This window comes from Rhodobacteraceae bacterium S2214 (genome assembly GCA_025141675.1).
Lineage (GTDB): Bacteria > Pseudomonadota > Alphaproteobacteria > Rhodobacterales > Rhodobacteraceae > Yoonia.
In genome coordinates, this window is sequence record CP081161.1 from 1527011 (window position 1) to 1549555 (window position 22545).

Sequence of the window (22545 nt, forward strand, 5' to 3'; positions counted from 1 at the left end):
CCGTTTCGTTAGTGTAGCAATCGTTTATGCAGACCGCGCGTCAGGGCGGAACCGTGTCTGTTCAGACACTTGGAAACGACCGTTGCGGACTTTGCTGATCCGGCCTTGGCGCAGCAACGTGCCGAAGGACCGCAGACCGTCTTCACGGCTGAATTCTTCGTCTGTTGTCAGCTGGACCTTTTTCATGATCTGCGGACGCGAGAAGTCTTCGACACCTTCCACGAAGGATGTGTATGCAGCCGCGGCTTCCAGAAGGTCTGGCAGGTCGGACGCACCCATTTGGGCTGCGAATTCTGCGAAACCGCCTGTGTCTTTGGCGTCTACTGGCTGTGTCGCAACGCGGCGTGGCTGCACGTCTTCTTCCATGGCTTCGTCTTCGTCGACACGTTGGGACGCCACCAATTTCAGCGGGGCTGCACGTGGGCGTTCGGTGCGAAGCGCCTGATCTTCAGGGGACGCAGGGCGGCGCGGGCGCACGACCTGGTCCAGATCATCGCGGAACGCTTCTTGCTTTTCAGCGTCGCCGTCTGATTGATCGCCCAATTGACGCGCAGCTTCAGTTGCTGCGACAGCCGCTTTCAGCTGCGCAATCGCATTGCGGCGACGGCTGCCCGTTGGTTCGTTCAGCGCGACGTCGGTCTGATTCAGGATACGAGAAACCGCAGAATCAGGCTCTGGCAGCACACCGCGACCAGCACGTGCAGGCGTTTCAACAACTTCCGGCATTTCAGGTGCTTCTGCTGCGGTGTCTTCGATGACAATTTCCGCAACTTCCGGTGCTTCGTCTTCGATTGACACAACATCTTCAGCGACCGCGGCCAATTCGCGCTGCAGGTCATCTTCGTCGTCAGCAGAAAGGCTGCCCGACGGGATCGCTGCTGCTACCGCGGCGCGGATTTCGTCTTGCTTGGATGTTTCATCCGCAACAACGTCCTCGATTTCGGCAACGTCAGCTGTTGGTTCTGCTTCTGGTGCGTCTTCGATAACAGCTTCAGCTTCGTCAGCGACAACTTCAGGTGCATCGACCTTCAAGGCCGCCGCAACACGTTGCGCGACGTCTGCGTCGTCTTCTGCTTCCTCGGCGACTGGTTCCGCGACAACCTCTGCAGGCTTGTCCTTCCGCAGGCGGACGATCCGCGCACGTACAGGCGCTTTTTGTGTTTCAGCTTGTTCGGCATTTGGCACGTCGATGTCATTCAGGTCAGATGACAAGTCGGACTGCGCTTCTTCCAGTGCTTTTGCTTCGGCTTCGGCGGCTTCGGCAGCAGCTTGCGCTTCTTCCCGTGCTTTCGCTTCGGCTTCGGCAGCAGCCTGTGCTTCTTCCTGAGCTTTTGCTTCAGCTTCGGCAGCCTCCGCAGCAGCTTGCGCTTCTTCCTGAGCTTTTGCTTCAGCTTCGGCAGCTTCCGCAGCAGCTTGCGCTTCTTCCTGAGCTTTTGCTTCAGCTTCAGCGGCCTCCGCAGCAGCATGTGCTTCTTCCTGTGCCTTTGCTTCAGCTTCAGCGGCCTCTGCTGCAGCTTGCGCTTCTTCCTGAGCTTTCGCTTCAGCTTCGGCGGCTTCTGCAGCAGCTTGCGCTTCTTCCTGTGCTTTGGCCTCAGCTTCAGCGGCTTCGGCAGCAGCTTGTGCCTCTTCCTGTGCTTTGGCCTCAGCTTCAGCGGCTTCAGCAGCAGCTTGTGCTTCTTCCTGTGCTTTGGCCTCAGCTTCAGCGGCTTCTGCAGCAGCTTGCGCTTCTGCCTGTGCTTTCGCCTCAGCCTCTGCGTCATGGTCATCTGCAATGATGTCTTCTGCAGTGATTTTCACGACGTCGGCTTCCGCATCGCCAAGTAGTGGTTCCTCTGCGCCTGCACCGTCCTCATACGATTCTTCGACGGGGGCGGCTGGTTTGCCAACGACGGCACGGATGCGCTGCAGCTTTGCCGCGACGCTTTCCGCATCTGGGTGTGCTGGCGCGTCCTGTTTGAATGTATCGTTCGCCGCTTCTGGTGCGACTTCATCGATTTCAACGGCGGGTGCTGCAACCAAAGATGCGGCAGGCATCAATGCGGATGGTGATTCTGCGTTTAAAGGCGCTTCTGCTTTTGGCGGCATCGTGACCGTCTCTTGCGTGGCCGTATCATCGTCGATTTCGGCGCGCAGGCGAATGCCTTTGCCGTCCATTTTTGCTTCGACGCGGCGGGAAATTTCGCGTTCGGCGATCTTCGCCAGCATTTCAGCATCCGGGGCAGGGGGTTCCGCACCGAAGTACCGATCATCCTGCGCAAGATCGCGGAAATATTCCGCAATTGCCTTCATGGAATGAAATGAATCGTCGAACCCTTCCAAGGTACACGAGAAGGTCCCATATGAGACGGTAAGAATCTTTGTTGATCCAGCCATGATTATTGCTCGCTTTCTGCCATTCGCTTTGACAGTCTGTTTACCACCAATTGGTTCCCAATCCGGAACAACACCGCGGTTATTCCAGTATTATTTCGTGTCTGAAATATGGCAAGTTTCCCAAATAAGGCAAAACCCCCATGACAGAGCTGATTGTTGACGCCGCCGAACCGATTGCTTTGATCGGTGGTGCGGACCTTGGGCCAGAACATCTTAACATACTGCAAACACTGACCCAAACCTTTGTTGCGGCCGACAGCGGCGCGGATCATTTGCGCCGCGCGGGGATCACGCCAAAGGCGGTTATCGGCGATTTCGACAGCCTTTCGGCAGCGGCGCGGACGGAATTCGCGCCACAATTACATCATCTCCCTGAGCAAGACACGACCGACCTCGAGAAGGCTTTAAGTTGTGTATCTGCTCCCGTCCTGATCGGTGCGGGATTCTTAGGGGGGCGGTTGGATCATTCGTTTGCGTCGTTCAACGCACTTGCGCGATCATGCGGGAAGCGCTTGATTTTGCTGTCAGACACCGAATGCTGTTTTCTGTCGCCGTCAACGCAGTGGGACATTGAATTACCCGAAGGCACACCGTTCGCGATCCTACCGATGACGGATGTGCGCGCGACAACAAACGGACTGGTGTGGGACATGGACGACATGGCGCTTAGTCCGGTTGGCCGTGTCAGTTCGTCGAACAAGACCAAAGCGCCAATCGTAACAGTCCGTGTGACCGGCGCGGCTATTGTGACGCTTCCGATCGAGATGCTTCAAGCTGCGATAGCCGTTGTTCGCGCAGAATGATGTAAAGTCCGGCTGAGATCGTGATGCAGATCCCAAGTGCGGCCAAGCCGTTCGGCAGGTCTTTGAATATCAGCCATCCAATGGCGGTTCCAAAAGGAATCTCAAGATATTGCATCGGGGCCAGCGTTGACGCGGGCGAATAGCGCAAGCTGCCTGTCATCATCAGGTGGGCGATAGTGCCAAGGACGCCGAGGATCAGAAGTAGGATCACGTCAGTTTGTGCAGGCCAGGAAAGATCAAAACCAGGCACATTCGGAAACGCGATCAGTAAGGGGATCAGGATGACCAAGGCTTGCAGCCCGCTGATCGCTTGGAGGTGAACCGCATCAATTGTTTTCGCGATTTGTCGTGTCACCAGCATGAACAAGGCAAAGACAACTGCGACACCAAGCGGCAAAAGCGCGGGCCACCCGACGGCGGCAAAGTTGGGTTGGATCACGAGTAGCGTACCGACGAAGCCAATGGCGCAGGCCCAAATGCGATGGGGGCCGACAACTTCGTGCAGGACAAAGTGACCCAGTATCAACATGATGAACGGCATAACAAAGGCGATCGCAAGCGCGTCTGCGAGCGGCAAGTACCGCAGGCTTGAAAACATCAGCGCGACCCCCGCGATGTGCAAACACGTCCGCAATAGAATTTTGGGAAACGTGCCTGCAGGCGGCCGTAAAGATTGACCGCGCAATAGAACGAGCGGGGTCAACAAGATCGCCTGGACGCCGAACCGGACGCAGATCAAACCCATCAGTGCAACCGTGCCGCCCAGCACCTTTGCCATGGCGTCGCCAAGCGGTGCGAGCACGCAGAAACCGAGCATAAGAAGGATGCCGAGAAAGGGGCGGTCTTGGGACATAAGAGAACGCTAGTTTGAATGCGCGGTGGGTACAATGCGCGTTGCGTATGGTGCGGAGGCGGGAGCCTCCGGCAGGGGGGTGGAAGTCATCAAAGAAACCAGCGATGCGCCGGAACCGTGATCGCGCGTTTGATGATAGGTCAGCAGTTAGGGACGTTTACCGCCAGACCGCCAAGCGCGGTTTCTTTGTATTTTTCTGACATATCCACGCCCGTTTGCCGCATGGTTTCGATCGCTGCATCAAGCGGGACAAGGTGTGTGCCGTCGCCGCGCAATGCCAGCGAAGCCGCAGAGACCGCTTTGATCGCGCCTAACCCGTTGCGTTCGATGCAGGGAACTTGCACCAATCCTTTGACGGGGTCGCAGGTCATGCCAAGATGATGTTCCAGCGCGATTTCAGCTGCATTTTCGATTTGCGTGGGTGACCCACCCAGCGCTGCACAAAGACCCGCAGCTGCCATGGCGGCGGCAGAGCCTACTTCGGCTTGGCATCCGCATTCAGCACCTGAAATCGACGCGTTGAATTTGATCAATCCGCCGATGGCCGCCGCCGTGAGCAAAAAGTCAGGGACCCGCGTGATCGTGGCACCGGGCACATGATCTAGGTAGTAGCGGATCGTCGCGGGCACCACGCCTGCGGCCCCATTGGTGGGGGCCGTGACGACCTGCCCCCCATCCGCGTTTTCCTCATTCACCGCCATCGCGTAGGTCGACATCCAATCATTGATGGTATGCGGGGCGGATAGGTTCATGCCGCGTTCCGCTTGCAGGGCATCATGGATGCCCTTGGCGCGACGTTTGACATTCAGGCCACCGGGTAGGGTCCCGTCGGTAGCAAGCCCCCGATCTATGCAGGCTGCCATCACGTCCCAAATGCGGGTCAATCCGCGATCTAAATCTGCATGCGCCATCCGGCTCAGTTCATTGGCACGCTTCATATCGGCGATTGATTTGCCGGACGTGTCGGCCATCGTTAGCATTTCCGCCGCCGTTTGGAATGGAAAGGGGACTGGTGCGCCGGTATCGGTGTCCTTTCCGTCCGCTAATTCCTTATCGGTCAGGACAAAACCGCCGCCGATGGAATAATAGGTCTGGCTGATGATGACGTCGCCTTGGCTGTCTGTGCCGTGCAATTTCATCCCATTGGCGTGACCGGGCAGGGGGGCACCATAATCGAACAATAGGTCTGTCGCAGGATCGAACCGCAAAGCTGGCAAGTCGTTTGGTGTTAGTTGTTTCGACGTTCGAATATCATCAAAGGCTGCGTCTGCTTTGGCCTTGTCGTAATCATCCGCCCGAAACCCCGCCAGCCCCAAGATGACGGCACGATCCGTCGCATGCCCGACGCCCGTGAACGCAAGTGAGCCGTGCAGGGATGCTTTGACGCCAGCAACAGCAAAAGGTTGGGACCGCAGATGATCCAAGAAACGGGCAGCAGCCACCATCGGGCCGATGGTGTGGGACGATGAAGGACCAAGTCCCACCTTGAACATATCGAATACGGACAGAAACATTAGGCAGCGCTTCCTTCTAGGGGGCGGGCAGGGCTGGGTTTGGAAAAAGGCGTTTGTCCTAAACCCTCTACTTGGCAAACTTCGCTGACAAGCGGGCGGTTTTCGTAAGCAACGGCAAAGTTGTGCAAGGTCGGCCATTTTGACAGATCGAACCAAGTCGTGTCACCGCCGTAAAGCGCGCACCACCGCAGCATAGGGGCGTGATAACAGGCCAGTGCGGGGCAGGCGACGTTGTCCCAATGGGTGTCTAGTTGCGTGAAATATGACGTCAAGCGCAGGCGGGCTTGCTGCCGCAGCCCTGCGGGATCGCTCGCCATGTAAACGTCAGGATAGAACAACATGCGCAACGCTGGATGCACGGTATTCGACAGCCAAAACAGGCGCGTCAGGGCGATATCACGCGGGCCTGTATCCGGCGCGGGAAAGACGGTGCCGGGGCGCTGGTCAGCCAGCCACAGAAGGATTGCCGCAGTTTCAAACAGCGGACCGTCAGGCGTTTCCAGCGTGGGGATCAAACCGTTGGGGTTCATCGCAAGGTAGGCTGCAGAACGCTGTTCTTTGGTCGCGCGATCAACCAGCACAAGTCGGTGGGGCATATCCATTTCGGCAAGCAAAAGCCGCACGCTAAGCGATGCGTTGTCAGGCGCGTAATGAAGAACCAAATCGTCAGTCATGGTGTGAACTTAGTCCCCGCATCTTTGGCCGACGCGCTGAAAACGACGCAATAGCGGCTTATTCGGCCTCAAGCGCGCGCAGTTCATCTATAGTGTAGCTGATTTGCAATTCACCATCGAGACCAGCCTCAAAGTCGGGGTGTTGGGACAGGCAACCGACGTCACATAGTTGGCTTGCGATTTGATCGACGCCGTCGACATACCAAAACCGTCCGCCCGGTGTGGAAATGTAGCCATCGACGCCTTCGGCTTCATCCGCTTCCAGATCGCCAACAGATGGAAATTCGGCTGGCGTGTCATAATCGAACGCGCCATGCGTATGGTAAGACGCGATTGGTACACTGTCTTCGGGTGGCTCATCTGCTTCGCAGTGGCCGATTGCACCTTGGACGGCAGGGGTTGCTGCTAGTTCGCCGTCAGCGTCGATCACGATGTAGCCGCAATATTCACGATTGGCCGCAAAAGAAGGGCCTTGAAGCGCTTCAAGGGTTGCTTTGGCCAATGCAACTTCGGCGTTGTGTTGTGCGGCGACAGGGGTGGCTATGATGGCCAAAGGGATCAGGAACTGTTTCATGTCAAAACGCTAATGGGTGGCGGCGCAGGTCGCAACATGCCCTGCATTTTTCCGTTTCTTCATGACGCGATGCGGCCTATACATTTTGAAAATCGAATTGAGCGGAGCTGCCACCATGTCGTCTGACCTGTCCCCCATCGACAAAGCAAAATTTGTGGCTGCAAAGCGGGCGGCTCAATTCGTGCAAAGCGGCATGAAAGTCGGTCTTGGAACAGGATCAACTGCTGCGTGGTTGGTGCAATGTTTGGGTGAACGGGTGCGCGATGAAGGGCTTGCGATTAAGGGCATTCCGACATCCAGCCGCACCGCCCAACTGGCCCGCGACGTTGGTATCGACGTCATCTCGCTTGATGAAGCGCAGACGCTGGATTTGACGATTGATGGTGCTGATGAATATGACGGCAAGCTGAACTTGATCAAGGGCGGTGGTGGCGCGCTGTTGCAGGAAAAGATCGTTGCGACTGCGTCCGAACGTATGGTCGTCATCGCAGACGCGTCCAAAAGGGTCGAAACGCTTGGTGCATTTCCATTGCCGGTTGAGGTCATCCCGTTTGGTTGGCAAACGACAAAGGCGCTGATCGAGGAAACATTGATTGGGTTAGATGTGTTGGGCCGGACGACCAGTCTGCGCATGAATGGTGACGCGCCGTTTCATACCGACGAAGGCAACCACATCCTTGATCTGCACCTCAACCGTATCGGTGATCCGCGCCAATTAAGTATGATTATCAATCAGATACCGGGCGTGGTCGAGAATGGTCTGTTCCTTGATATCTGCGACGCCATTGTCGTGGGGTATGGCGATGGGCGTGTCGAAGTGACGGATATTCATGAAGGATCAGTCGAAGAAACCCGTTTTGATTTTGTCGAAAAAGACAACATCTTTGCGGATATCGCCGACTAACGCCCCGACCACTTTGGTTTACGTTTTTCCAAGAATGCGGCGATGCCTTCGTGCGCGTCTTGTGTTGCGCTGATCTGTTTGATCGCTTGGTCGTTCGCGTCCCACATGGCGTCATCGGCACGCCCGCGCAACGCTGTCAGGCTTAGGGTTTCTGCAATCGCGATGGGCGCATTTTTTGCGATGGTCTTGGCAAGCTCAAGCGTCGCATCTGACAAGTCGGACGGCGAAACCGCGCGGTTGATCAAACCCCATTCCACTGCTTTTTCAGCGCTAAAGAGCTGACCTGTCAGCAAAATTTCGTTGGCAATGACTGCCGGTAGGTGGGCGCCCAACCGGACGGCACCGCCGGCACCAGCCACAATGCCAAGCGTAGGCTCGGGCAACCCGAAAACGGCATCGTCAGCCGCGATGATCAGGTCGCAGGCCAGCATCAATTCGAAACCACCAGCAAGCGCGGCGCCTTGGACTTCCGCGATAATCGGCTTGCTGCGGTTCCGTTTCACAAATCCTGCAAAGCCGTGTTCGCCCAGCAATATGTCGTTTGCTTGCCCCGCTTGAAACGCCTTCAGATCCATGCCCGCGCAGAACACGAGTCCTGCGCCGCGCAAGATGCCGACCCGTAATTCCGGTGTGTTTTCAAGGCGATCTACGGCTTCGCGCAGTGCGGTACAAGCGTCGGGGTTGATCGCATTGCGCTGTTCGGGACGGTTGAGCGTGATGATCGCGATATCGTCTTGGACGTCGAAAAGAACGGTGTCGGTCATGTCATTTCCTTTGCCATTTCGCGTAGTTTCGCGCGGATGATTTTGCCTGTTGTCGTCATGGGCATGTCGGTGATGTAGTGGATTTTGCGCGGTGCTTCGTAGGCGGCGAGGCGCGATTTGACGTAAGATGTGATGTCTTGGGTCAACGAACCATCGGGGGTAACATCTTCATTCAAAACAAGAAATGCGGTCACGATGCTGCCCCGCACGGTATCCGGTGTGCCGATGACACCTGCTAGGCGAATGGCGGGGTGGGTGATTAGGCAGTCTTCGATTTCGGCGGGACCGATGCGGTATCCGGCTGAACTGATCACGTCGTCGTCGCGCCCGATGAACTTGATCCGGCCCGACGGCATTTGCTGGCCGCGGTCGCCTGTGAGTAAAAAATCACCGTGGAATTTTGCGGCTGTGGCGTCTGGATTATTCCAGTAATTCAAGAACATAACCGGATTGGGACTACGCACTGCAATTTCGCCTTCGTCGGTAGTTGGGTCGCCGTTTTCGTCAATGATAACAACGTCATGGCCGGGCACAGCGAAACCCATCACGCCGGGTTCGGCGGGCGTGATCGCCCCGCAAGACGACACGATCATGTTGCATTCGGTTTGCCCGTAAAATTCGTTGATTGTCACCCCGAATGTGTCGCGACCCCAATCGATCAGCGCGGCCCCGAGCGTTTCACCGCCAGACGCGACGGACCGCATCGGGACATCGGAAATGCCTGCGGATTTCAACATTTTCAACGCCGTTGGCGGGAGGAACGTGTTGCGGACGTTATGGGTTTTCATCAGTGTAACTGCTTGTTCTGCATCAAATTTCGCAAAGCGATGCGCCACGACAGGCACCCCGTGATGGAGCGCAGGCATAAGCACATCCAGCAACCCGCCGATCCACGCCCAATCGGCTGGCGTCCAGATTTTGTCGCCCGCTTGGGGAAAGAAATCATGGCTCATTTCGACGCCGGGCAGATGGCCGATTAGCACTCGATGCGCATGAAGCGCGCCTTTTGGATTTCCCGTCGTACCGGAGGTGTAGATGATAAATGCGGGGTCGTCAGCGGCGGTATCAACGGGCGTAAATATGTCGGGTTGATCAGCGCAGAGCGTGTGAAAATCAGGGTGTTTTTCACGTGCACAACCCGTGCACAACACGTGCACCAGCGCGGGAAGCTTTGACCGTATGGATTCGATCTTTGCCAAGCCTTCTTGATTGGTCACGACAACCTTGGTCCCTGAATCCCGCAGGCGGTGGAGCAGTGCGTCAGGACCAAAAAGCGTGAAGAGCGGGATCGAAATGCAGCCCGTCTTCAGCGCCCCGATGTGTGCGACGGCCGTTTCGATTGATTGGGGTAAAAGCACCGCGACGCGGTCACCAATATCGACCATGCTTGACAGGACATTGGCAAAGCGGTTCGACATCGCACGCAGATCGCTGAAGCTGTAGGTGATGTGCGACATGTCGGTAGCAACGTCGATGATGGCGGGGGCGTCGGGTGTCTGGTCCGCGATCCGATCGCAGACATCGACACCAATGTTATAGCGGTCGGGTATGTCCCACGCGAAATTGTCGCGCAGCGCTGCAATGCTGGTCGCCTCTTGTAACATGCTGTCCTCCCCCGATTTCGTAAATGAACGACTGTTCAATTTAAGAGTCAAGCAACCATGTACGGCTTCGTGACAAAGGTTACAGTCGCGCACCGTTGTAGTCTGGCCCATGCGGACATAGTTTGACGCTGAAATAGAAATGCGGCGAAGGAATACATGATGGCTTTTGATTTTGACTTGTTTGTCATCGGTGGTGGATCGGGCGGGGTGCGTGCTGGTCGCGTTGCATCGCAGAACGGGTTTAAGGTCGCGTTGGCCGAAGAATTCCGGATGGGTGGCACATGCGTTATTCGCGGCTGTGTTCCTAAGAAGCTGATGGTGTTCGGGTCGCAGTTTTCTGAGAGCTTTATTGACGCGAAATCATACGGTTGGGATGTCCCGACCCATCCGACGTTTGAATGGAAGAATTTTCGCGCGAAGATGCACGGCGAACTTGATCGGCTCGAAGGCATCTACCGCAATCTGCTGAAGAATAACGACGTGACCGTCTATGACAGCCGCGCTGTTGTGAAAGATGCGCATACGGTTGTTCTGCGTGACGGCCATGAAGTGACGGCGAAGACAATTCTGGTGGCCACCGGTGGGCATCCTGTTGTACCTGATTTTGAAGGGTCACAATACGCGATCACGTCGAATGATATCTTCTTGTTAGAGGAACTGCCGAACAAGATTCTGATTGTCGGTGGTGGCTACATCGCGTCGGAATTTGCAGGCATCCTGAACGGGCTGGGTGTTGAGGTGACACAAGCTTATCGTGGCGATCAGATTTTGCGCGGTTTCGATAATGAAGCCCGTAAGGTGATTGCCGAAGGTATGGTCGAAAAGGGCGTTGATTTGCGTTTGAACACCGATGTCGCGAAGATCGAAAAAGTTGCTGACACGTTCTGTGTGACGTTCAAGGATGGTTCTGAAGAGACGTTCGATAAGGTGATGTATGCAACGGGCCGCCGTCCGAATACCGAAGGGCTTGGTCTTGAGGATGCAGGTGTTGCGCTGGGCAAAAGCGGCGAAGTCGTTGTCGATGACTACAGCGCCACTGGTGTGCCGTCGATCTACGCGATTGGTGATGTGACGAACCGCATTCAGTTGACCCCCGTTGCGATCCGCGAAGGCATGGCGTTTGTCGAAACCGTGTTCAAAGGCAACCCGACGAAGGTGGACCACGATCTGGTTCCGTCTGCGGTCTTTACCCAGCCGGAATTCGGCACAGTTGGTCTGACCGAAGACGAAGCCGCAGCCCAAGAACCGATCGAAGTTTATGCTACAACGTTCAAACCGATGAACCATTCCTTCGCCGGTCGTCCTGATCGCGTGTTGATGAAACTGGTGGTGTCGATAGAGACCCGTAAGGTGCTAGGCGTGCATATTGTCGCAGATGGCGCAGGTGAAATGATCCAAATGGCCGGAATCGCCGTGAAAATGGGTGCAACTAAAGAAGATTTCGACGCGACGGTTGCAGTTCACCCCACAATGGCCGAAGAACTTGTGACAATGAAGGAACCCGTCAGATCGACTTGATTTTGCGGGTTTTGCCTACACATATGATATGACAGCCCGGAAGATGCGGGCAGCAGCATAGGAAGCACGATGGCAGGGAATAACGGTGGCCCTTGGGGCGGCGGTGGAAATAACGGTTCCAACAATGGTGGCGATAATCGCGGCAGCAACAATGGCGGGCGGCGTCCCGGCAACAATGACGGGCCGCAAATCCCGGAAATTGATGAGCTGATGAACAAAGGCCGCGAACAATTGCGCGTGCTGATGGGCGGCGGCAATGGCGGGCGTCCGAACGGCTCAGGTGGCGGCGGTGCCGGTGGCCCGCAGATTTCACGCGGGATGATTGGTCTTGGCGCTTTGGCCGCTGTTGGTCTTTGGCTGGCGTCATCGTTCTACACAGTCAAGCCCGAGGAACAGTCGGTTGAGCTGATGTTGGGCCGCTATTCATCGACCGGTGGTCCGGGTCTGAATTTTGCCCCATGGCCGCTTGTGACGAAAGAAATCCTTGCCGTGACGACCGAGCGGAACATTGATATCGGCACAAGCCGGTCCGGTATGGACGCGGGTCTGATGCTGACTGGTGATGAAAACATCGTGGATATCGATTTCCAAGTTGTTTGGAACATTACCGATCCGCAGCAGTATCTGTTCAACCTTGCTGATCCGCCACAGACGATTGCCGCTGTTGCGGAATCCGCGATGCGCGAGATTATTTCGCAGTCTGAACTGGCGCCGATTTTGAACCGCGACCGTGGTGCAATTGCGGATCGTTTGCGCGACCTGATCCAGTCGACATTGGACAGCTACGAATCCGGTGTGAACATCGTCCGGGTCAACTTTGACAAGGCCGATCCGCCTGAACCTGTTATCGCGGCCTTCCGTGCTGTTCAGGATGCCGAACAGGAACGTGACCGTTTGCAGAACGTCGCGGATGCCTATGCAAACCAAGTGGTTGCGGGTGCCCGTGGTGAAGCGGCCCAGTTGATCGAACAATCCGAAGCGTACCGGTCACAGGTTGTGAACGAAGCGCAGGGTGAGGCGTCACGTTTCACCGCGGTTCTTGCTGAATATGAAAAGGCCCCAGAGGTGACACGCAAGCGTCTGTATCTGGAAACCATGGAAGAAGTTCTTGGTGGCGTGGATATTATCCTGCTCGACGATGGGGCAGGCGGCAGCAGTGGTGTTGTCCCATATCTGCCGTTGAACGAATTGCGCCGAACCACTGATGGAGGGTCCAACTGATGAATAAGTCAGCATTTCTTTTGCCAGCCGTTGCGGTTGTTGTCGTTGGTCTTTTGTCGTCTGTGTTCATCGTTGATGAACGTCAGAAGGCGCTGGTCCTGCAGTTTGGTCAGATCGTGCGTGTTGAAGAAGAGCCTGGTCTCAGCTTCAAACTGCCATTGATCCAAGAAGTCGTGCGTTACGATGACCGTATCCTTAGCCGTGATCTTGATCCGCTTGAGGTGACACCGTCTGATGATCGTCGTTTGATCGTTGACGCCTTTGCGCGTTACCGTATCGCGGATGTGGAACGGTTCCGTCAGGCTGTTGGTGGCGGTGGTGAAGAAGCCGCTGCGCGTCGTCTTGATTCCATTTTGCGTGCGGAAACACGTGAGGTTCTGGGGTCTGTTTCATCCAACGACATTCTGTCTGTGGATCGTGCGGCGCTGATGCTGCGTATTCGGAATTCTGCGATTGCCGAAGCGAATGCGCTGGGCTTGCAGGTGGTTGACGTGCGTTTGAAGCGGACTGATTTGCCGTCTGAAAACCTCAACGCGACTTACGAGCGGATGAAAGCCGAACGTGAACGCGAAGCGGCGGACGAAATCGCCCGTGGTAACGAGGCCGCGCAGCGGGTTCGTGCGGGTGCGGATCGTACGGTTGTGGAACTTGTATCTGATGCGACGCGTCAGTCCGAGATCACACGCGGTGAAGCAGATGCAGAACGCAACGCGATTTTCGCCGAAGCATTCGGTTCTGACCCAGAATTCTTTGAATTCTACCGGTCTATGACAGCCTACACACGGGCCTTGAAGTCGGGCAATTCGTCCATGGTTTTGTCGCCTGACAACGAATTCTTTAACTACCTGAAGTCTGATCAAGGCGCCGCTGCAAACTAAGTTTTGCGGAATTGAGATTGATGAATGGCTGGCGGAAACGCTGGCCATTTTTCGTTTGTAGGCTTGCCCGGATGGCATATGGTCGATTGAAAACGAAGGGGATGACAATGGCCGGCACGAAATCGACGCGCGAGACGTTTGCAAAGATGTCGTTTGCGAAGGTCTATCCGATGTACCTGCAAAAGGTTGAAAAGAAAGGCCGGACGCTGGATGAATTACACGCGGTCATTACTTGGCTGACGGGGTATGATGACGATCAGATCCAAGGCCTGATTAATGAAGATGCGACGTTTGAGACCGTGTTTGATCATGCCGATTTGAACCCGAACGCCAGCCTGATCACAGGCGTCATTTGTGGGTACCGTGTTGAAGATATTGACGATCCGCTGATCCAGCAGGTCCGTTATCTGGACAAGTTGGTGGATGAATTGGCCAAAGGGCGCGCAATGGGGAAAATCCTGCGCTGAAGAAGGATAAGATTGATGCACGACGACGGCGTTTTTGATCAAGCCATTGCGGAAAGCTATGACCGTATTCACGGGGACGGTAGTTCTGCCGCTGAAAGGCGTGTCGCGTCGGTTTTGCGTGATCTGGCTTTTGATGGCACGGCTCTTGAATTTGCGATTGGTACGGGCCGGATCGCGGTCCCGTTGCACCATGCGGGTGTGCGCGTGCAGGGGATTGAACTGTCGGCCGCCATGGTAGATCAACTGCGGCAAAAGCCGGAAGGCGCGGACATTCCAGCGGTCGTCGGTGACATGACGACAACCCGTGTGGACGGTGCGTTTTCCCTTGTTTTCCTTGTGTATAATACCATCGACAACCTGACGACACAGGACGCGCAGGTTGCTTGTTTTGCGAATGCTGCCGCCCATCTGACAGCAGGCGGTCATTTCGTGATCGAAACACTTGTGCCCCCGATCCAGAAGATCCCGTTTGGTGAAACCATGCGCGCGTTTAATCGGTCGGATACTCATTGGGGGATAGACGAATTTGATGTGGTCACGCAAAACTATGCCTCCCACCATGTGCGGCTGGAAGGGGAGACTTACGTCAAAAACACAGTGCCATTTCGCTACGCGTGGCCCGCAGAGCTTGATCTGATGGCGCGGATGGCGGGGATGCGTTTGGTGGACCGTTGGGCCGACTGGGACAAATCACCGTTTACGGCCACAAGCCCCAGTCATGTGTCGGTCTGGCGTAAGGATTAGGCCGGCAGCAAATACCGTCCGATCCCGAAGATATAGAGCACAGCAAACATCACGTTGATCCATTTGAGCTGCGGTTCGGTGCGCAGCCAACCGCAATAGATCCAGATTAGACAGAAGGGCAGGCTAAATAACATGGCCCCTAGGTGCCAGCCTTGGACAACGCAGATTGTGCTGCAAAACCCAAGGACAAACGCCACCCATTTCATCGGCTGCTCGTAGGCAGCAAACGACATCAGTGTCATAGAGAAACTTTCAGATGAACAGCGCCGTGGACCCGGCGATCTGCTGCGCATGTTTTAGCGAAAAACCGCCGCTGATGCGACGCTTTTTTTGGCGTTCACGCAAATCGATTCTTCAAAATCGTGGAAAATCAAAGGCGCGTGTTGGGATCGTTTCCAGTTCACGAAAAGCGGACCGCAAATCACAGCTGCGTGATGATAAAGGAGGATAAATTGTGTTGTGTATTTGCCGCCCTACATAGAGTGTTAGTGAAAAGGAATAACCTGCATTCGGTGTAGGTCGTTTCTGACGTCATGCTTGAGAGGGAGAGACTCGTGACATCAAAAGCAATTGCACTTTCGCAGGAATATTCTGCGGCCCGCAATATGGTGAAAGGTCTAATGACAGCGCTGGCCCTTGCTGGGGCCGTTGCCCTTGCACAGGCCAGCCCCGCGTTTGCCCAAGAACGCCCCGCAACCTTTGCCGATTTGGCCGAACAGGTCAGCCCGTCTGTGGTGAACATCACCACGTCCACCGTTGTTGCAGGCCGCACTGGTCCACAAGGTATCGTGCCGGAAGGATCCCCGTTCGAGGATTTCTTCAACGATCTGGAAAACGACAACGAACGGGATCAGGCCCGCCGGTCATCCGCGCTTGGATCCGGTTTCGTGATTTCTGCTGACGGCTATATCGTCACGAACAACCACGTGATCGAAGGCGCCGACGAGATCGAAATCGAATTCTTCCCGGGCGAAGGTCAGCCAACTGAACTGTTGAAGGCTGAATTGGTCGGGACTGATCCGAACACCGATATTGCGGTTCTTAAGGTCGAATACGAGACCGATCTGCAGTTCGTTGAATTTGGCGATAGCAACGCTGTTGGGTCCCGCGTTGGCGATTGGGTCATGGCGATGGGTAACCCGCTGGGGCAGGGGTTCTCTGTCTCTGCAGGGATTGTCTCCGCCCGTAACCGTGCGTTGCAGGGGACCTATGATGACTACATCCAGACAGACGCCGCGATTAACCGCGGGAACTCTGGTGGGCCGTTGTTCAACATGGACGGCGACGTGATTGGTGTGAACACTGCGATCCTGTCACCAAACGGTGGGTCTATCGGGATTGGCTTTGCGATGTCGTCTGACGTTGTGACCAATGTTGTGGACCAGCTGAAGGAATTCGGCGAAACCCGTCGTGGTTGGTTGGGTGTTCGCATCCAAGACGTCACGCCGGACATGGTTGATGCCATCGAAGGTCTGACAGATGCACGCGGCGCGTTGGTCACCGATGTGCCTGCTGGTCCTGCGGAAGATGCCGGTATGCTTGCGGGTGATGTGATCACTGTTTTTGATACGATCGAGATCGAAAACACACGTGAACTGGTCCGCATCGTCGGCAATTCGCCTGTCGGCAAAGAGGTGCCAGTCACCGTTTTGCGTAATGGCGGTACCGAAGACCTGACTGTTGTTCTGGGCCGTCGCGAGACATCCGAAGCGGTTGCATTCCCTGACGACGAAGACGTTCAAGAACCGGAAGCAGCTGAAGAGAAAAGCCTGCTTGGCCTGACATTGTCAGAGATCACACCTGACCTGACAGAGCAGTATTCAATTACAGCTGACACAGGTCTTGTGATTACTGGCATCGACGCGGATAGCGAAGCAGCATCCAAGGGTCTGGTTGAAGGTGATCTGATCACCGAAGCTGGCCAGCAAAAGGTCACAAGCGTAGGCGATTTCGAAGACCGTATTACCGAAGCACGTGACGCGGGTCGCAAGTCCCTACTGCTGCTCGTGCGTCGCGGTGGTGATCCACGGTTCGTCGCGCTGTCCTTGGCTGAGTAAGCGGACAACAAACCAATTAGAGAGGGCGGCCCAGAAATGGGTCGCCTTTTTGCGTTAAAGGGATGCGCGGTCCAGCGATACGATGCCCAGCGTTTCCGCAATGCCGCGTTGGATCAGCGGGCTATCGAAACCTTGGGGGGTTTGAAACGCCTGTATTGCTGCCCGTGTCCCAGCATCCAGCACACTGGTGATGGGGCCGCTGTAGGCGAGCCGTGCTTTAAGCGCGCGTTGCAGCGTGGCGACCCGTTCAGGGGTGTATTCCGGCGGACATAACGTTTCGAACCGCGTGCCTTCGCCAATGGGTTCGGTGACAGGCCGCGTTTGGTTGCGGAAGATTGGTGGCGATGTGAACGTCCCGCCGTCGCCCCTGACGCCTGGTGTCACCAGCACCTGTTCTTCGATTATGCGCGTGCGCGTGGGCGGCGCTGTGCGGGCAAAACACTGCCCTGACACGGTCGTTTCGATTTCACCGTCCGTGATCAGGTTCTGCACGGGAGGCAGCGCTGGCGCGGATTCCGATGGTGGCGGCACAGGTGTGCACGCCAATGCAGCGCATAAAAGTGGCGCGGTCAGAATGGGTCGTAAAGTCATCGGCTGCTCTGCGCGTTGTTTGAGGGATAGTAGCCGGAGTTGCCTCAATCCAAAATGGCCAATCTGCGGACCGCGCAAAACTTGGCTAAGTGTGTCGCGTCACCCCCACATGTGTTGGGGTTTTTGTGACTGGTCCTATGGGGCAAGCTGACCTAGATATAACGCAACGCATTAGACTTGTTGAGGAACGAATGGCGAAAATTACTTATGTTGAGCACGGCGGCAAAGAGCATGTCGTTGACGTAGCAAACGGTCTGACCGTGATGGAAGGTGCCCGTGACAATGGCATTCCAGGGATTGAGGCCGATTGCGGCGGTGCATGTGCCTGTTCAACTTGCCACGTTTACATTGACCCTGCTTGGGTCGAAAAGGTGCCTGCAAAGGACGCCATGGAAGAAGACATGCTTGATTTCGCCTACGAGCCGAACGCAGAAACATCGCGTCTGACTTGCCAAATCAAGGTGACGGATGCTTTGGACGGTCTGCGTGTGCAGATGCCAGAAAAGCAGATTTAAATGCTGGGTCGTCTGACCATTGCGGCATGTCTTGCGGCCCTTGCAGGGGCCGCAAACGCCGACGTGACTGCCGCCCGCTATACGGAGCCGACCACCCGCTATGCCCACGGCATTCTGGGCGATGCGATTGAATTCGGCGCATTGGTCATGACTGTTGACGGGGCGGAGGTGACGCTGCGGTTGCCGGAAACGCATGTCTTTGAAGACGTCGCACCACGCCTTATTGATATTGATTTGGACGGCACGCATGAAGTGATGGTCGTCGAGACGAAGATGACCGAAGGCGCGCGGATCTCTATCTATAACGGTGCTGGTGAATTGGTTGCTGCGACCCCGCATATTGGTCGGTCGAACCGTTGGTATTCCCCTGTCGGGGCTGCTGATATAGACGGCGACGGATTGGTCGAAGTTGCCTTTATCGACCGTCCCCATCTGGCCAAGACGTTACGTGTTTGGCGGTATGATAATGGTGATTTCACCGAAGTGGCCGCAGCCGCTGACATGACCAACCACCGGATCGGCGAAGCTGATATCGCGGGCGGTATCCGTGACTGTGGTGATGGCCCCGAAATGATCGTGGCGTCGGGCAATTGGACGCGGCTTCTGGCGGTGCGTTTTGACGGTGAATTGACGGCAACGGATATCGGGCCGCATGCCGGTCGCGACAGTTTTGTCGCTGCGATGGGCTGCTAAAGAATAGCGGACAATGTGATCAGCAATGCGATTTCGGTCAGTTGCTGTGTTGCCCCTAAGATATCACCGGTTTGACCGCCGATTTTGCGGTGCGCGATACCGGCCCATAGGCTGGCCGTGATGCCCGCGACGATCAGCAACGTGCCTGCTGTGAGCCCCAATGCGAAGAACGCGCCCAACGTAGCGACGCCAATGGCCAGCCACGCCGTGACAGGTTTAGGGCGTCCTACGGATTGGCTTAGGCCGTTGTCCCGCGCGTTGGGCAGACCTGTCATCAGCGCGACCATCGCGGCACGGCTGAGCATGGCCACAGCAATCAATGCTGCAATCCAGTGGTCGGATTGCACGATTGCTGTAAGTGCGGCCCAGCGGATGATCACAGACAACACGAGGGCCAGAACACCGTAGGCGCCATTGCGGCTGTCCTTCATGATTTCGAGCCGTTTGGCTTTGTCCCAACCGCCCCACAGGCCGTCGGCGCTGTCGGCCAGACCGTCTTCGTGCATCGCCCCTGTCAGAATGACGCTGAGCGCGAGCATGAGGCCCGCCGCGATTGGTGGCGCGATGCCGACCCAACCAGCGCAGAGGCCCAAGACCACCATGGCGACCGCGATCTTCAATCCGACAAAGGGATAAGCCCATGCTGCCAGTGGTCCGCGCTGGATCGCGAGATCGGTGTTCACCTGCACGGGTACGCGTGTCAAAAGCCCTGCTGCTGCCGGGACGTCATGCCAGTGAATGAGGCTCATGTCGCGATTTGCCACGGTATGTCCCTTTTACGATCTTTCCATCTGCCCTGTGATCGTTAGACAGATGCAAACGATGTTGCAACGAGGTCCTCATGTCCGCTTCTTTTTCTACCCTTGCTGAATTTCGCGCTGTTTTGGCGTCAGCACCTGATGCGGACCCCGCTGCGACGGCGGCGGCACAGGACCGCAATGGTCAGCTGACCAAGCCGCCAGGTGCATTGGGGCGGCTTGAAGATCTTGCGATTTGGTACGCAGGCTGGCGCGGCACAGACAAGCCGTCGCTTGAAAAGCCGCAAGTCATTGTCTTTGCTGGCAACCACGGCGTTTGTGCGCAGGGCGTGTCGGCCTTCCCGCCGGAAGTGACCGTGCAGATGGTCGCGAACTTTGAACATGGCGGTGCTGCGATCAACCAGTTGTCTCAGGCGTTTGGGGCGAAGATGGACGTGCATGCGCTTGATCTTGATAATCCGACGGCCGATTTTACGGTGGCACCCGCGATGACCGAAGAGGAAGTCATCGCGGCGTTGCGCACGGGGTGGGATGCGGTTGATCCGGATGCTGATTTGCTTGTTACGGGCGAGATGGGGATCGGCAATACGACATCTGCCGCGGCCATTGGTGCGGCGATCATGGGCGGCGATGCGGCTGAATGGACGGGGCGCGGGACGGGTGTTGATGATGCAGGTCTTGTGCGTAAGACCGATGTCGTTGCACGTGGTTTGGCGTTGCATGACGTGTCTGATCCGCTTGAAGCGTTGCGCTGTTTAGGTGGCCGCGAATTGGCTGCCATGGCTGGCGCGATTGCTGCGGCGCGTGCGCACCGTATTCCCGTGATTTTGGATGGTTTCATTTGTACGGCAGCGGCTGCGACGTTGGAAAAGTCGGTGCCGGGAGCGTTGGATCACGCGGTTGCGGGGCACCTGAGTGCGGAAGATGCGCACCGTAAGATGTTGGACGGTATCGGAAAAGAACCGCTGCTACAGCTTGGTCTGCGGTTAGGTGAAGGGTCGGGTGCGGCCCTTGCCATTGGTGTTCTGAAGGGGGCGATTGCCTGTCATTCGGGCATGGCGACATTCGCGGAAGCGGGCGTTGCGGCAGGCGAGGCCTAAGACCTAACGACCACCGCGGCGCTTCTTGGCGTCGCGGGTTTCTTCGCCGGATTGTTGTTTTTCGGCGAGCGCGGTTTCCAGATCGTTGTTCAGTTCTTTCGCGCGCGCCACGTATTCAGCGTTGTCGCGCAGCGCCACGCCCGGTTTCCAGAATTCTGACAGTTCGCGGATTGCCGCGCGGTCATGTTCGTAGAAGAACGTTTCAGCCTCGTTGGCTTCGAATTCCGACAGCCCCAGATTTTCAAGCGCATAGCGCCCCGCACGCAGCGACGAATCGAAGAGTTCGCGCACGATGTCGTTGGCTCCTGCGGCATTCAGTTCGTAGGCGTGCACGCGGTCCCGCGCGCGGGCGATAATATGCAGGTCGGGCCGCGTTTTGCGGGCGTATGTCACCAGCGTGTTGGCCATCTTCTTGTCATCGATGGCTACGACAAGAACGCGCGCATCGTCCAAACCGGCGGCTTTCAGCAGGTCAGGGCGCGTTGGATCGCCGAAATACCCCTTGAACCCAAAGGTGCGCATCATCTGGACGGTGCTGAGGTCGTTGTCGATGACGACCGTCGAAAAGCCTGCGGATTGCACCAGCCTGTTCACGATTTGGCCAAAACGACCGATACCCGCGATGATGACGGTGCCTTGTTCGTCGACGTCATCATCGGCCATGTCATGCCCGTCGGTGATCCGTCGGCTGGCGATTTCGTAGATGATAAACAGCAGCGGTGTAATCAGCATCGACAGGGCGACGATGAGCAAAAGTTGGCTGGATAAACCTGGGCTGAGCACGCCTTGTTGGCCCGAGAACGAGATCAGGATGAAGCCAAATTCGCCTGCTTGCGCGAGGCCGAGTGCGAACAACCAGCGGTCTTTGCCCTTGATTTTAAACAGGACGGAAAGGCCGTAAAGCACGATGCCCTTGATCAGCATGACCCCGACGGTCAGGGACAGGATGAAGACCGGTTCGCGGAAGAAAAGTCCAAAGTCGATGCCCGCGCCGACCGTGATAAAGAACAGGCCGAGCAACAGGCCCTTGAACGGTTCAAGATCGCTTTCCAGTTCATGGCGGAATTCGGAGTTTGCCAAGACGACGCCCGCCAGAAATGTCCCAAGCGCGGGGGAGAGGCCAACAAGGGACATCAGCACGGCGATCGATACGACCATGAGCAGCGCAAGAGCCGTGTACATTTCGCGCAGACGCGCATGATGGATGTACCGAAACACAGGGCGGGTTAGGAAGATACCCGTCAGGATGACTGCCGCGACGGCGCCGAGGGTGACAAGCGTGACGCCCCAACCGGGTAGGCCGTCAACGAGGCTCATCGCGTGATGGGCGTCATCATGATCGGCGGTGCGGACCAGCGATCCGTCTGGCGCAATTGTTGCAGTCGCCGTGATCGCCAAAAGCGGCAAGATGGCCAGCATAGGGATGACGGCGATATCTTGAGTGAGCAAAACCGAGAACGTCGAGCGTCCTCCGTTGGTTTGCATCAATCCTTTTTCCGACAATGTTTGCAAAACGATAGCTGTCGAACTTAAGGCAAATATCATCCCGATTGCGAATGCGACGTTCCATGCATAGCCCATCGCCATCGCACCGCCCATGATGAGCGTTGTGGTCACAGTTATCTGCAATCCGCCAAGGCCGATAAGCCTGTCACGCATGTTCCACAGAACCCGCGGTTCCAGTTCGAGGCCGATCAGGAACAGCATCATGACCACGCCGAATTCTGCAAAGTGCTGAAGGTCTTGGGTTTCTGTGCCGACAAGACCGGTGATTGGCCCGATAAAGATGCCTGCAGCCAGATATCCTAATACCGACCCAAGCCCCATGCGTGCCGCAAAGGGCACCGCAATCACGGCTGCGCCGAGGTAAATCGTGGCTTGAAACAGGAAACTTTCCATAGTTTTGCTTTACGGATTTTGGCCGGACGATTGGCGGGGGA

General features: G+C 56.4%; 22 protein-coding genes. 11 read left to right on the forward strand and 11 right to left on the reverse strand.

The features are described 5' to 3' along the window. Nucleotides 1-24: 24 nt before the first annotated feature. Nucleotides 25-2373 carry a hypothetical protein gene (locus tag K3729_07640; protein ID UWR00633.1) on the reverse strand — a complete coding sequence of 783 codons (2349 nt, stop codon included), beginning with the start codon at nt 2371-2373 and terminating at the stop codon, nt 25-27. Between the two features lie 140 nt (nt 2374-2513). Here K3729_07640 and K3729_07645 point away from each other — a divergent pair, with 140 nt between their 5' ends. Continuing rightward, nucleotides 2514-3176, forward strand: coding sequence for a thiamine diphosphokinase (locus K3729_07645; protein ID UWR00634.1), 663 nt, complete (start codon nt 2514-2516; stop codon nt 3174-3176). On the opposite strand, the gene K3729_07650 is transcribed toward K3729_07645, so the two are convergent. The 4 genes from K3729_07650 to K3729_07665 form a co-directional block, all read right to left on the reverse strand. Continuing rightward, entirely contained in the window at nt 3115-4029 is a 915-nt protein-coding gene (locus K3729_07650) for a DMT family transporter (GenBank protein UWR00635.1), read from the reverse strand. The genes K3729_07645 and K3729_07650 overlap by 62 nt on opposite strands. A gap of 140 nt (nt 4030-4169) precedes the next feature. Next, the gene (locus K3729_07655; GenBank protein UWR00636.1) at nt 4170-5543 is read right to left on the reverse strand and encodes an L-serine ammonia-lyase; all 1374 of its coding nucleotides are present in this window, start codon (nt 5541-5543) and stop codon (nt 4170-4172) included. Then, a complete protein-coding gene (locus K3729_07660) occupies nt 5543-6217 on the reverse strand; it encodes a glutathione S-transferase N-terminal domain-containing protein (protein ID UWR00637.1) in 675 nt (224 codons plus the stop codon). The genes K3729_07655 and K3729_07660 overlap by 1 nt, the downstream gene beginning before the upstream one ends. Before the next feature lie 58 nt (nt 6218-6275). Continuing rightward, nucleotides 6276-6791, reverse strand: a complete 516-nt coding sequence (locus K3729_07665; GenBank protein ID UWR00638.1) for a DUF4329 domain-containing protein — start codon at nt 6789-6791, stop codon at nt 6276-6278. 115 nt (nt 6792-6906) lie between these two features. On the opposite strand from K3729_07665, the gene rpiA reads away from it, so the two are divergent. After that, entirely contained in the window at nt 6907-7695 is a 789-nt protein-coding gene (rpiA, locus tag K3729_07670) for a ribose-5-phosphate isomerase RpiA (protein ID UWR00639.1), read from the forward strand. Here rpiA and K3729_07675 read toward each other — a convergent pair. Both K3729_07675 and K3729_07680 read right to left on the reverse strand, forming a co-directional pair. Further along, nucleotides 7692-8459 carry a crotonase/enoyl-CoA hydratase family protein gene (locus K3729_07675; GenBank protein ID UWR00640.1) on the reverse strand — a complete coding sequence of 256 codons (768 nt, stop codon included), beginning with the start codon at nt 8457-8459 and terminating at the stop codon, nt 7692-7694. The two genes, rpiA and K3729_07675, sit on opposite strands and share 4 nt — an antisense overlap. Continuing rightward, nucleotides 8456-10063: an AMP-binding protein gene (locus K3729_07680; protein UWR00641.1), complete on the reverse strand. Its 1608-nt coding sequence runs from the start codon at nt 10061-10063 to the stop codon at nt 8456-8458. Before K3729_07680 ends, K3729_07675 begins: the two co-directional genes overlap by 4 nt. A 159-nt stretch (nt 10064-10222) precedes the next feature. Here K3729_07680 and gor point away from each other — a divergent pair, with 159 nt between their 5' ends. The 5 genes from gor (at nt 10223) to K3729_07705 (ending at nt 14891) form a co-directional block, all read left to right on the forward strand. Beyond that, on the forward strand, nt 10223-11581 hold the full coding sequence (gene gor, locus K3729_07685; GenBank protein ID UWR00979.1) for a glutathione-disulfide reductase: 1359 nt from the start codon (nt 10223-10225) through the stop codon (nt 11579-11581). A 69-nt stretch (nt 11582-11650) separates the two neighbouring features. Further along, nucleotides 11651-12802: an FtsH protease activity modulator HflK gene (gene hflK, locus K3729_07690; GenBank protein UWR00642.1), complete on the forward strand. Its 1152-nt coding sequence runs from the start codon at nt 11651-11653 to the stop codon at nt 12800-12802. After that, a complete protein-coding gene (locus K3729_07695) occupies nt 12802-13680 on the forward strand; it encodes a protease modulator HflC (protein UWR00643.1) in 879 nt (292 codons plus the stop codon). Before hflK ends, K3729_07695 begins: the two co-directional genes overlap by 1 nt. A gap of 146 nt (nt 13681-13826) precedes the next feature. Further along, on the forward strand, nt 13827-14147 hold the full coding sequence (locus K3729_07700; GenBank protein UWR00980.1) for a DUF2200 domain-containing protein: 321 nt from the start codon (nt 13827-13829) through the stop codon (nt 14145-14147). A 15-nt stretch (nt 14148-14162) separates the two neighbouring features. After that, nucleotides 14163-14891, forward strand: coding sequence for a class I SAM-dependent methyltransferase (locus K3729_07705; protein ID UWR00644.1), 729 nt, complete (start codon nt 14163-14165; stop codon nt 14889-14891). Here K3729_07705 and K3729_07710 read toward each other — a convergent pair. Then, on the reverse strand, nt 14888-15133 hold the full coding sequence (locus K3729_07710) for a peptidase (GenBank protein UWR00645.1): 246 nt from the start codon (nt 15131-15133) through the stop codon (nt 14888-14890). The genes K3729_07705 and K3729_07710 overlap by 4 nt on opposite strands. A gap of 363 nt (nt 15134-15496) precedes the next feature. On the opposite strand from K3729_07710, the gene K3729_07715 reads away from it, so the two are divergent. Beyond that, on the forward strand, nt 15497-16948 hold the full coding sequence (locus K3729_07715; GenBank protein UWR00981.1) for a Do family serine endopeptidase: 1452 nt from the start codon (nt 15497-15499) through the stop codon (nt 16946-16948). A 54-nt stretch (nt 16949-17002) separates the two neighbouring features. Here the strand turns inward: K3729_07715 and K3729_07720 are convergent, their stop codons facing one another. Continuing rightward, a complete protein-coding gene (locus tag K3729_07720) occupies nt 17003-17539 on the reverse strand; it encodes a peptidoglycan-binding protein (GenBank protein ID UWR00646.1) in 537 nt (178 codons plus the stop codon). A 191-nt stretch (nt 17540-17730) separates the two neighbouring features. Here K3729_07720 and K3729_07725 point away from each other — a divergent pair, with 191 nt between their 5' ends. Continuing rightward, on the forward strand, nt 17731-18054 hold the full coding sequence (locus tag K3729_07725; protein ID UWR00647.1) for a 2Fe-2S iron-sulfur cluster binding domain-containing protein: 324 nt from the start codon (nt 17731-17733) through the stop codon (nt 18052-18054). Then, entirely contained in the window at nt 18055-18747 is a 693-nt protein-coding gene (locus K3729_07730) for a VCBS repeat-containing protein (GenBank protein UWR00648.1), read from the forward strand. Here the strand turns inward: K3729_07730 and K3729_07735 are convergent. After that, the gene (locus K3729_07735; protein ID UWR00982.1) at nt 18744-19496 is read right to left on the reverse strand and encodes an adenosylcobinamide-GDP ribazoletransferase; all 753 of its coding nucleotides are present in this window, start codon (nt 19494-19496) and stop codon (nt 18744-18746) included. The genes K3729_07730 and K3729_07735 overlap by 4 nt on opposite strands. A gap of 92 nt (nt 19497-19588) precedes the next feature. Here K3729_07735 and cobT point away from each other — a divergent pair, with 92 nt between their 5' ends. Continuing rightward, on the forward strand, nt 19589-20605 hold the full coding sequence (cobT, locus tag K3729_07740; GenBank protein ID UWR00649.1) for a nicotinate-nucleotide--dimethylbenzimidazole phosphoribosyltransferase: 1017 nt from the start codon (nt 19589-19591) through the stop codon (nt 20603-20605). A gap of 3 nt (nt 20606-20608) precedes the next feature. Here cobT and K3729_07745 read toward each other — a convergent pair whose 3' ends face one another. Next, nucleotides 20609-22504: a monovalent cation:proton antiporter-2 (CPA2) family protein gene (locus tag K3729_07745; protein UWR00650.1), complete on the reverse strand. Its 1896-nt coding sequence runs from the start codon at nt 22502-22504 to the stop codon at nt 20609-20611. Between the last annotated feature and the right edge of the window lie 41 nt (nt 22505-22545).

What these genes read in the sequence shown, in the direction of transcription:
- K3729_07640 (UWR00633.1), bottom strand. Translation starts at nt 2,373, where the DNA reads ATGGCTGGATCAACAAAGATTCTTACCGTCTCATATGGGACCTTCTCG.
- K3729_07645 (UWR00634.1), top strand. Translation starts at nt 2,514, where the DNA reads ATGACAGAGCTGATTGTTGACGCCGCCGAACCGATTGCTTTGATCGGT.
- K3729_07650 (UWR00635.1), bottom strand. Translation starts at nt 4,029, where the DNA reads ATGTCCCAAGACCGCCCCTTTCTCGGCATCCTTCTTATGCTCGGTTTC.
- K3729_07655 (UWR00636.1), bottom strand. Translation starts at nt 5,543, where the DNA reads ATGTTTCTGTCCGTATTCGATATGTTCAAGGTGGGACTTGGTCCTTCA.
- K3729_07660 (UWR00637.1), bottom strand. Translation starts at nt 6,217, where the DNA reads ATGACTGACGATTTGGTTCTTCATTACGCGCCTGACAACGCATCGCTT.
- K3729_07665 (UWR00638.1), bottom strand. Translation starts at nt 6,791, where the DNA reads ATGAAACAGTTCCTGATCCCTTTGGCCATCATAGCCACCCCTGTCGCC.
- rpiA (UWR00639.1), top strand. Translation starts at nt 6,907, where the DNA reads ATGTCGTCTGACCTGTCCCCCATCGACAAAGCAAAATTTGTGGCTGCA.
- K3729_07675 (UWR00640.1), bottom strand. Translation starts at nt 8,459, where the DNA reads ATGACCGACACCGTTCTTTTCGACGTCCAAGACGATATCGCGATCATC.
- K3729_07680 (UWR00641.1), bottom strand. Translation starts at nt 10,063, where the DNA reads ATGTTACAAGAGGCGACCAGCATTGCAGCGCTGCGCGACAATTTCGCG.
- gor (UWR00979.1), top strand. Translation starts at nt 10,223, where the DNA reads ATGGCTTTTGATTTTGACTTGTTTGTCATCGGTGGTGGATCGGGCGGG.
- hflK (UWR00642.1), top strand. Translation starts at nt 11,651, where the DNA reads ATGGCAGGGAATAACGGTGGCCCTTGGGGCGGCGGTGGAAATAACGGT.
- K3729_07695 (UWR00643.1), top strand. Translation starts at nt 12,802, where the DNA reads ATGAATAAGTCAGCATTTCTTTTGCCAGCCGTTGCGGTTGTTGTCGTT.
- K3729_07700 (UWR00980.1), top strand. Translation starts at nt 13,827, where the DNA reads ATGTCGTTTGCGAAGGTCTATCCGATGTACCTGCAAAAGGTTGAAAAG.
- K3729_07705 (UWR00644.1), top strand. Translation starts at nt 14,163, where the DNA reads ATGCACGACGACGGCGTTTTTGATCAAGCCATTGCGGAAAGCTATGAC.
- K3729_07710 (UWR00645.1), bottom strand. Translation starts at nt 15,133, where the DNA reads ATGACACTGATGTCGTTTGCTGCCTACGAGCAGCCGATGAAATGGGTG.
- K3729_07715 (UWR00981.1), top strand. Translation starts at nt 15,497, where the DNA reads ATGGTGAAAGGTCTAATGACAGCGCTGGCCCTTGCTGGGGCCGTTGCC.
- K3729_07720 (UWR00646.1), bottom strand. Translation starts at nt 17,539, where the DNA reads ATGACTTTACGACCCATTCTGACCGCGCCACTTTTATGCGCTGCATTG.
- K3729_07725 (UWR00647.1), top strand. Translation starts at nt 17,731, where the DNA reads ATGGCGAAAATTACTTATGTTGAGCACGGCGGCAAAGAGCATGTCGTT.
- K3729_07730 (UWR00648.1), top strand. Translation starts at nt 18,055, where the DNA reads ATGCTGGGTCGTCTGACCATTGCGGCATGTCTTGCGGCCCTTGCAGGG.
- K3729_07735 (UWR00982.1), bottom strand. Translation starts at nt 19,496, where the DNA reads ATGAGCCTCATTCACTGGCATGACGTCCCGGCAGCAGCAGGGCTTTTG.
- cobT (UWR00649.1), top strand. Translation starts at nt 19,589, where the DNA reads ATGTCCGCTTCTTTTTCTACCCTTGCTGAATTTCGCGCTGTTTTGGCG.
- K3729_07745 (UWR00650.1), bottom strand. Translation starts at nt 22,504, where the DNA reads ATGGAAAGTTTCCTGTTTCAAGCCACGATTTACCTCGGCGCAGCCGTG.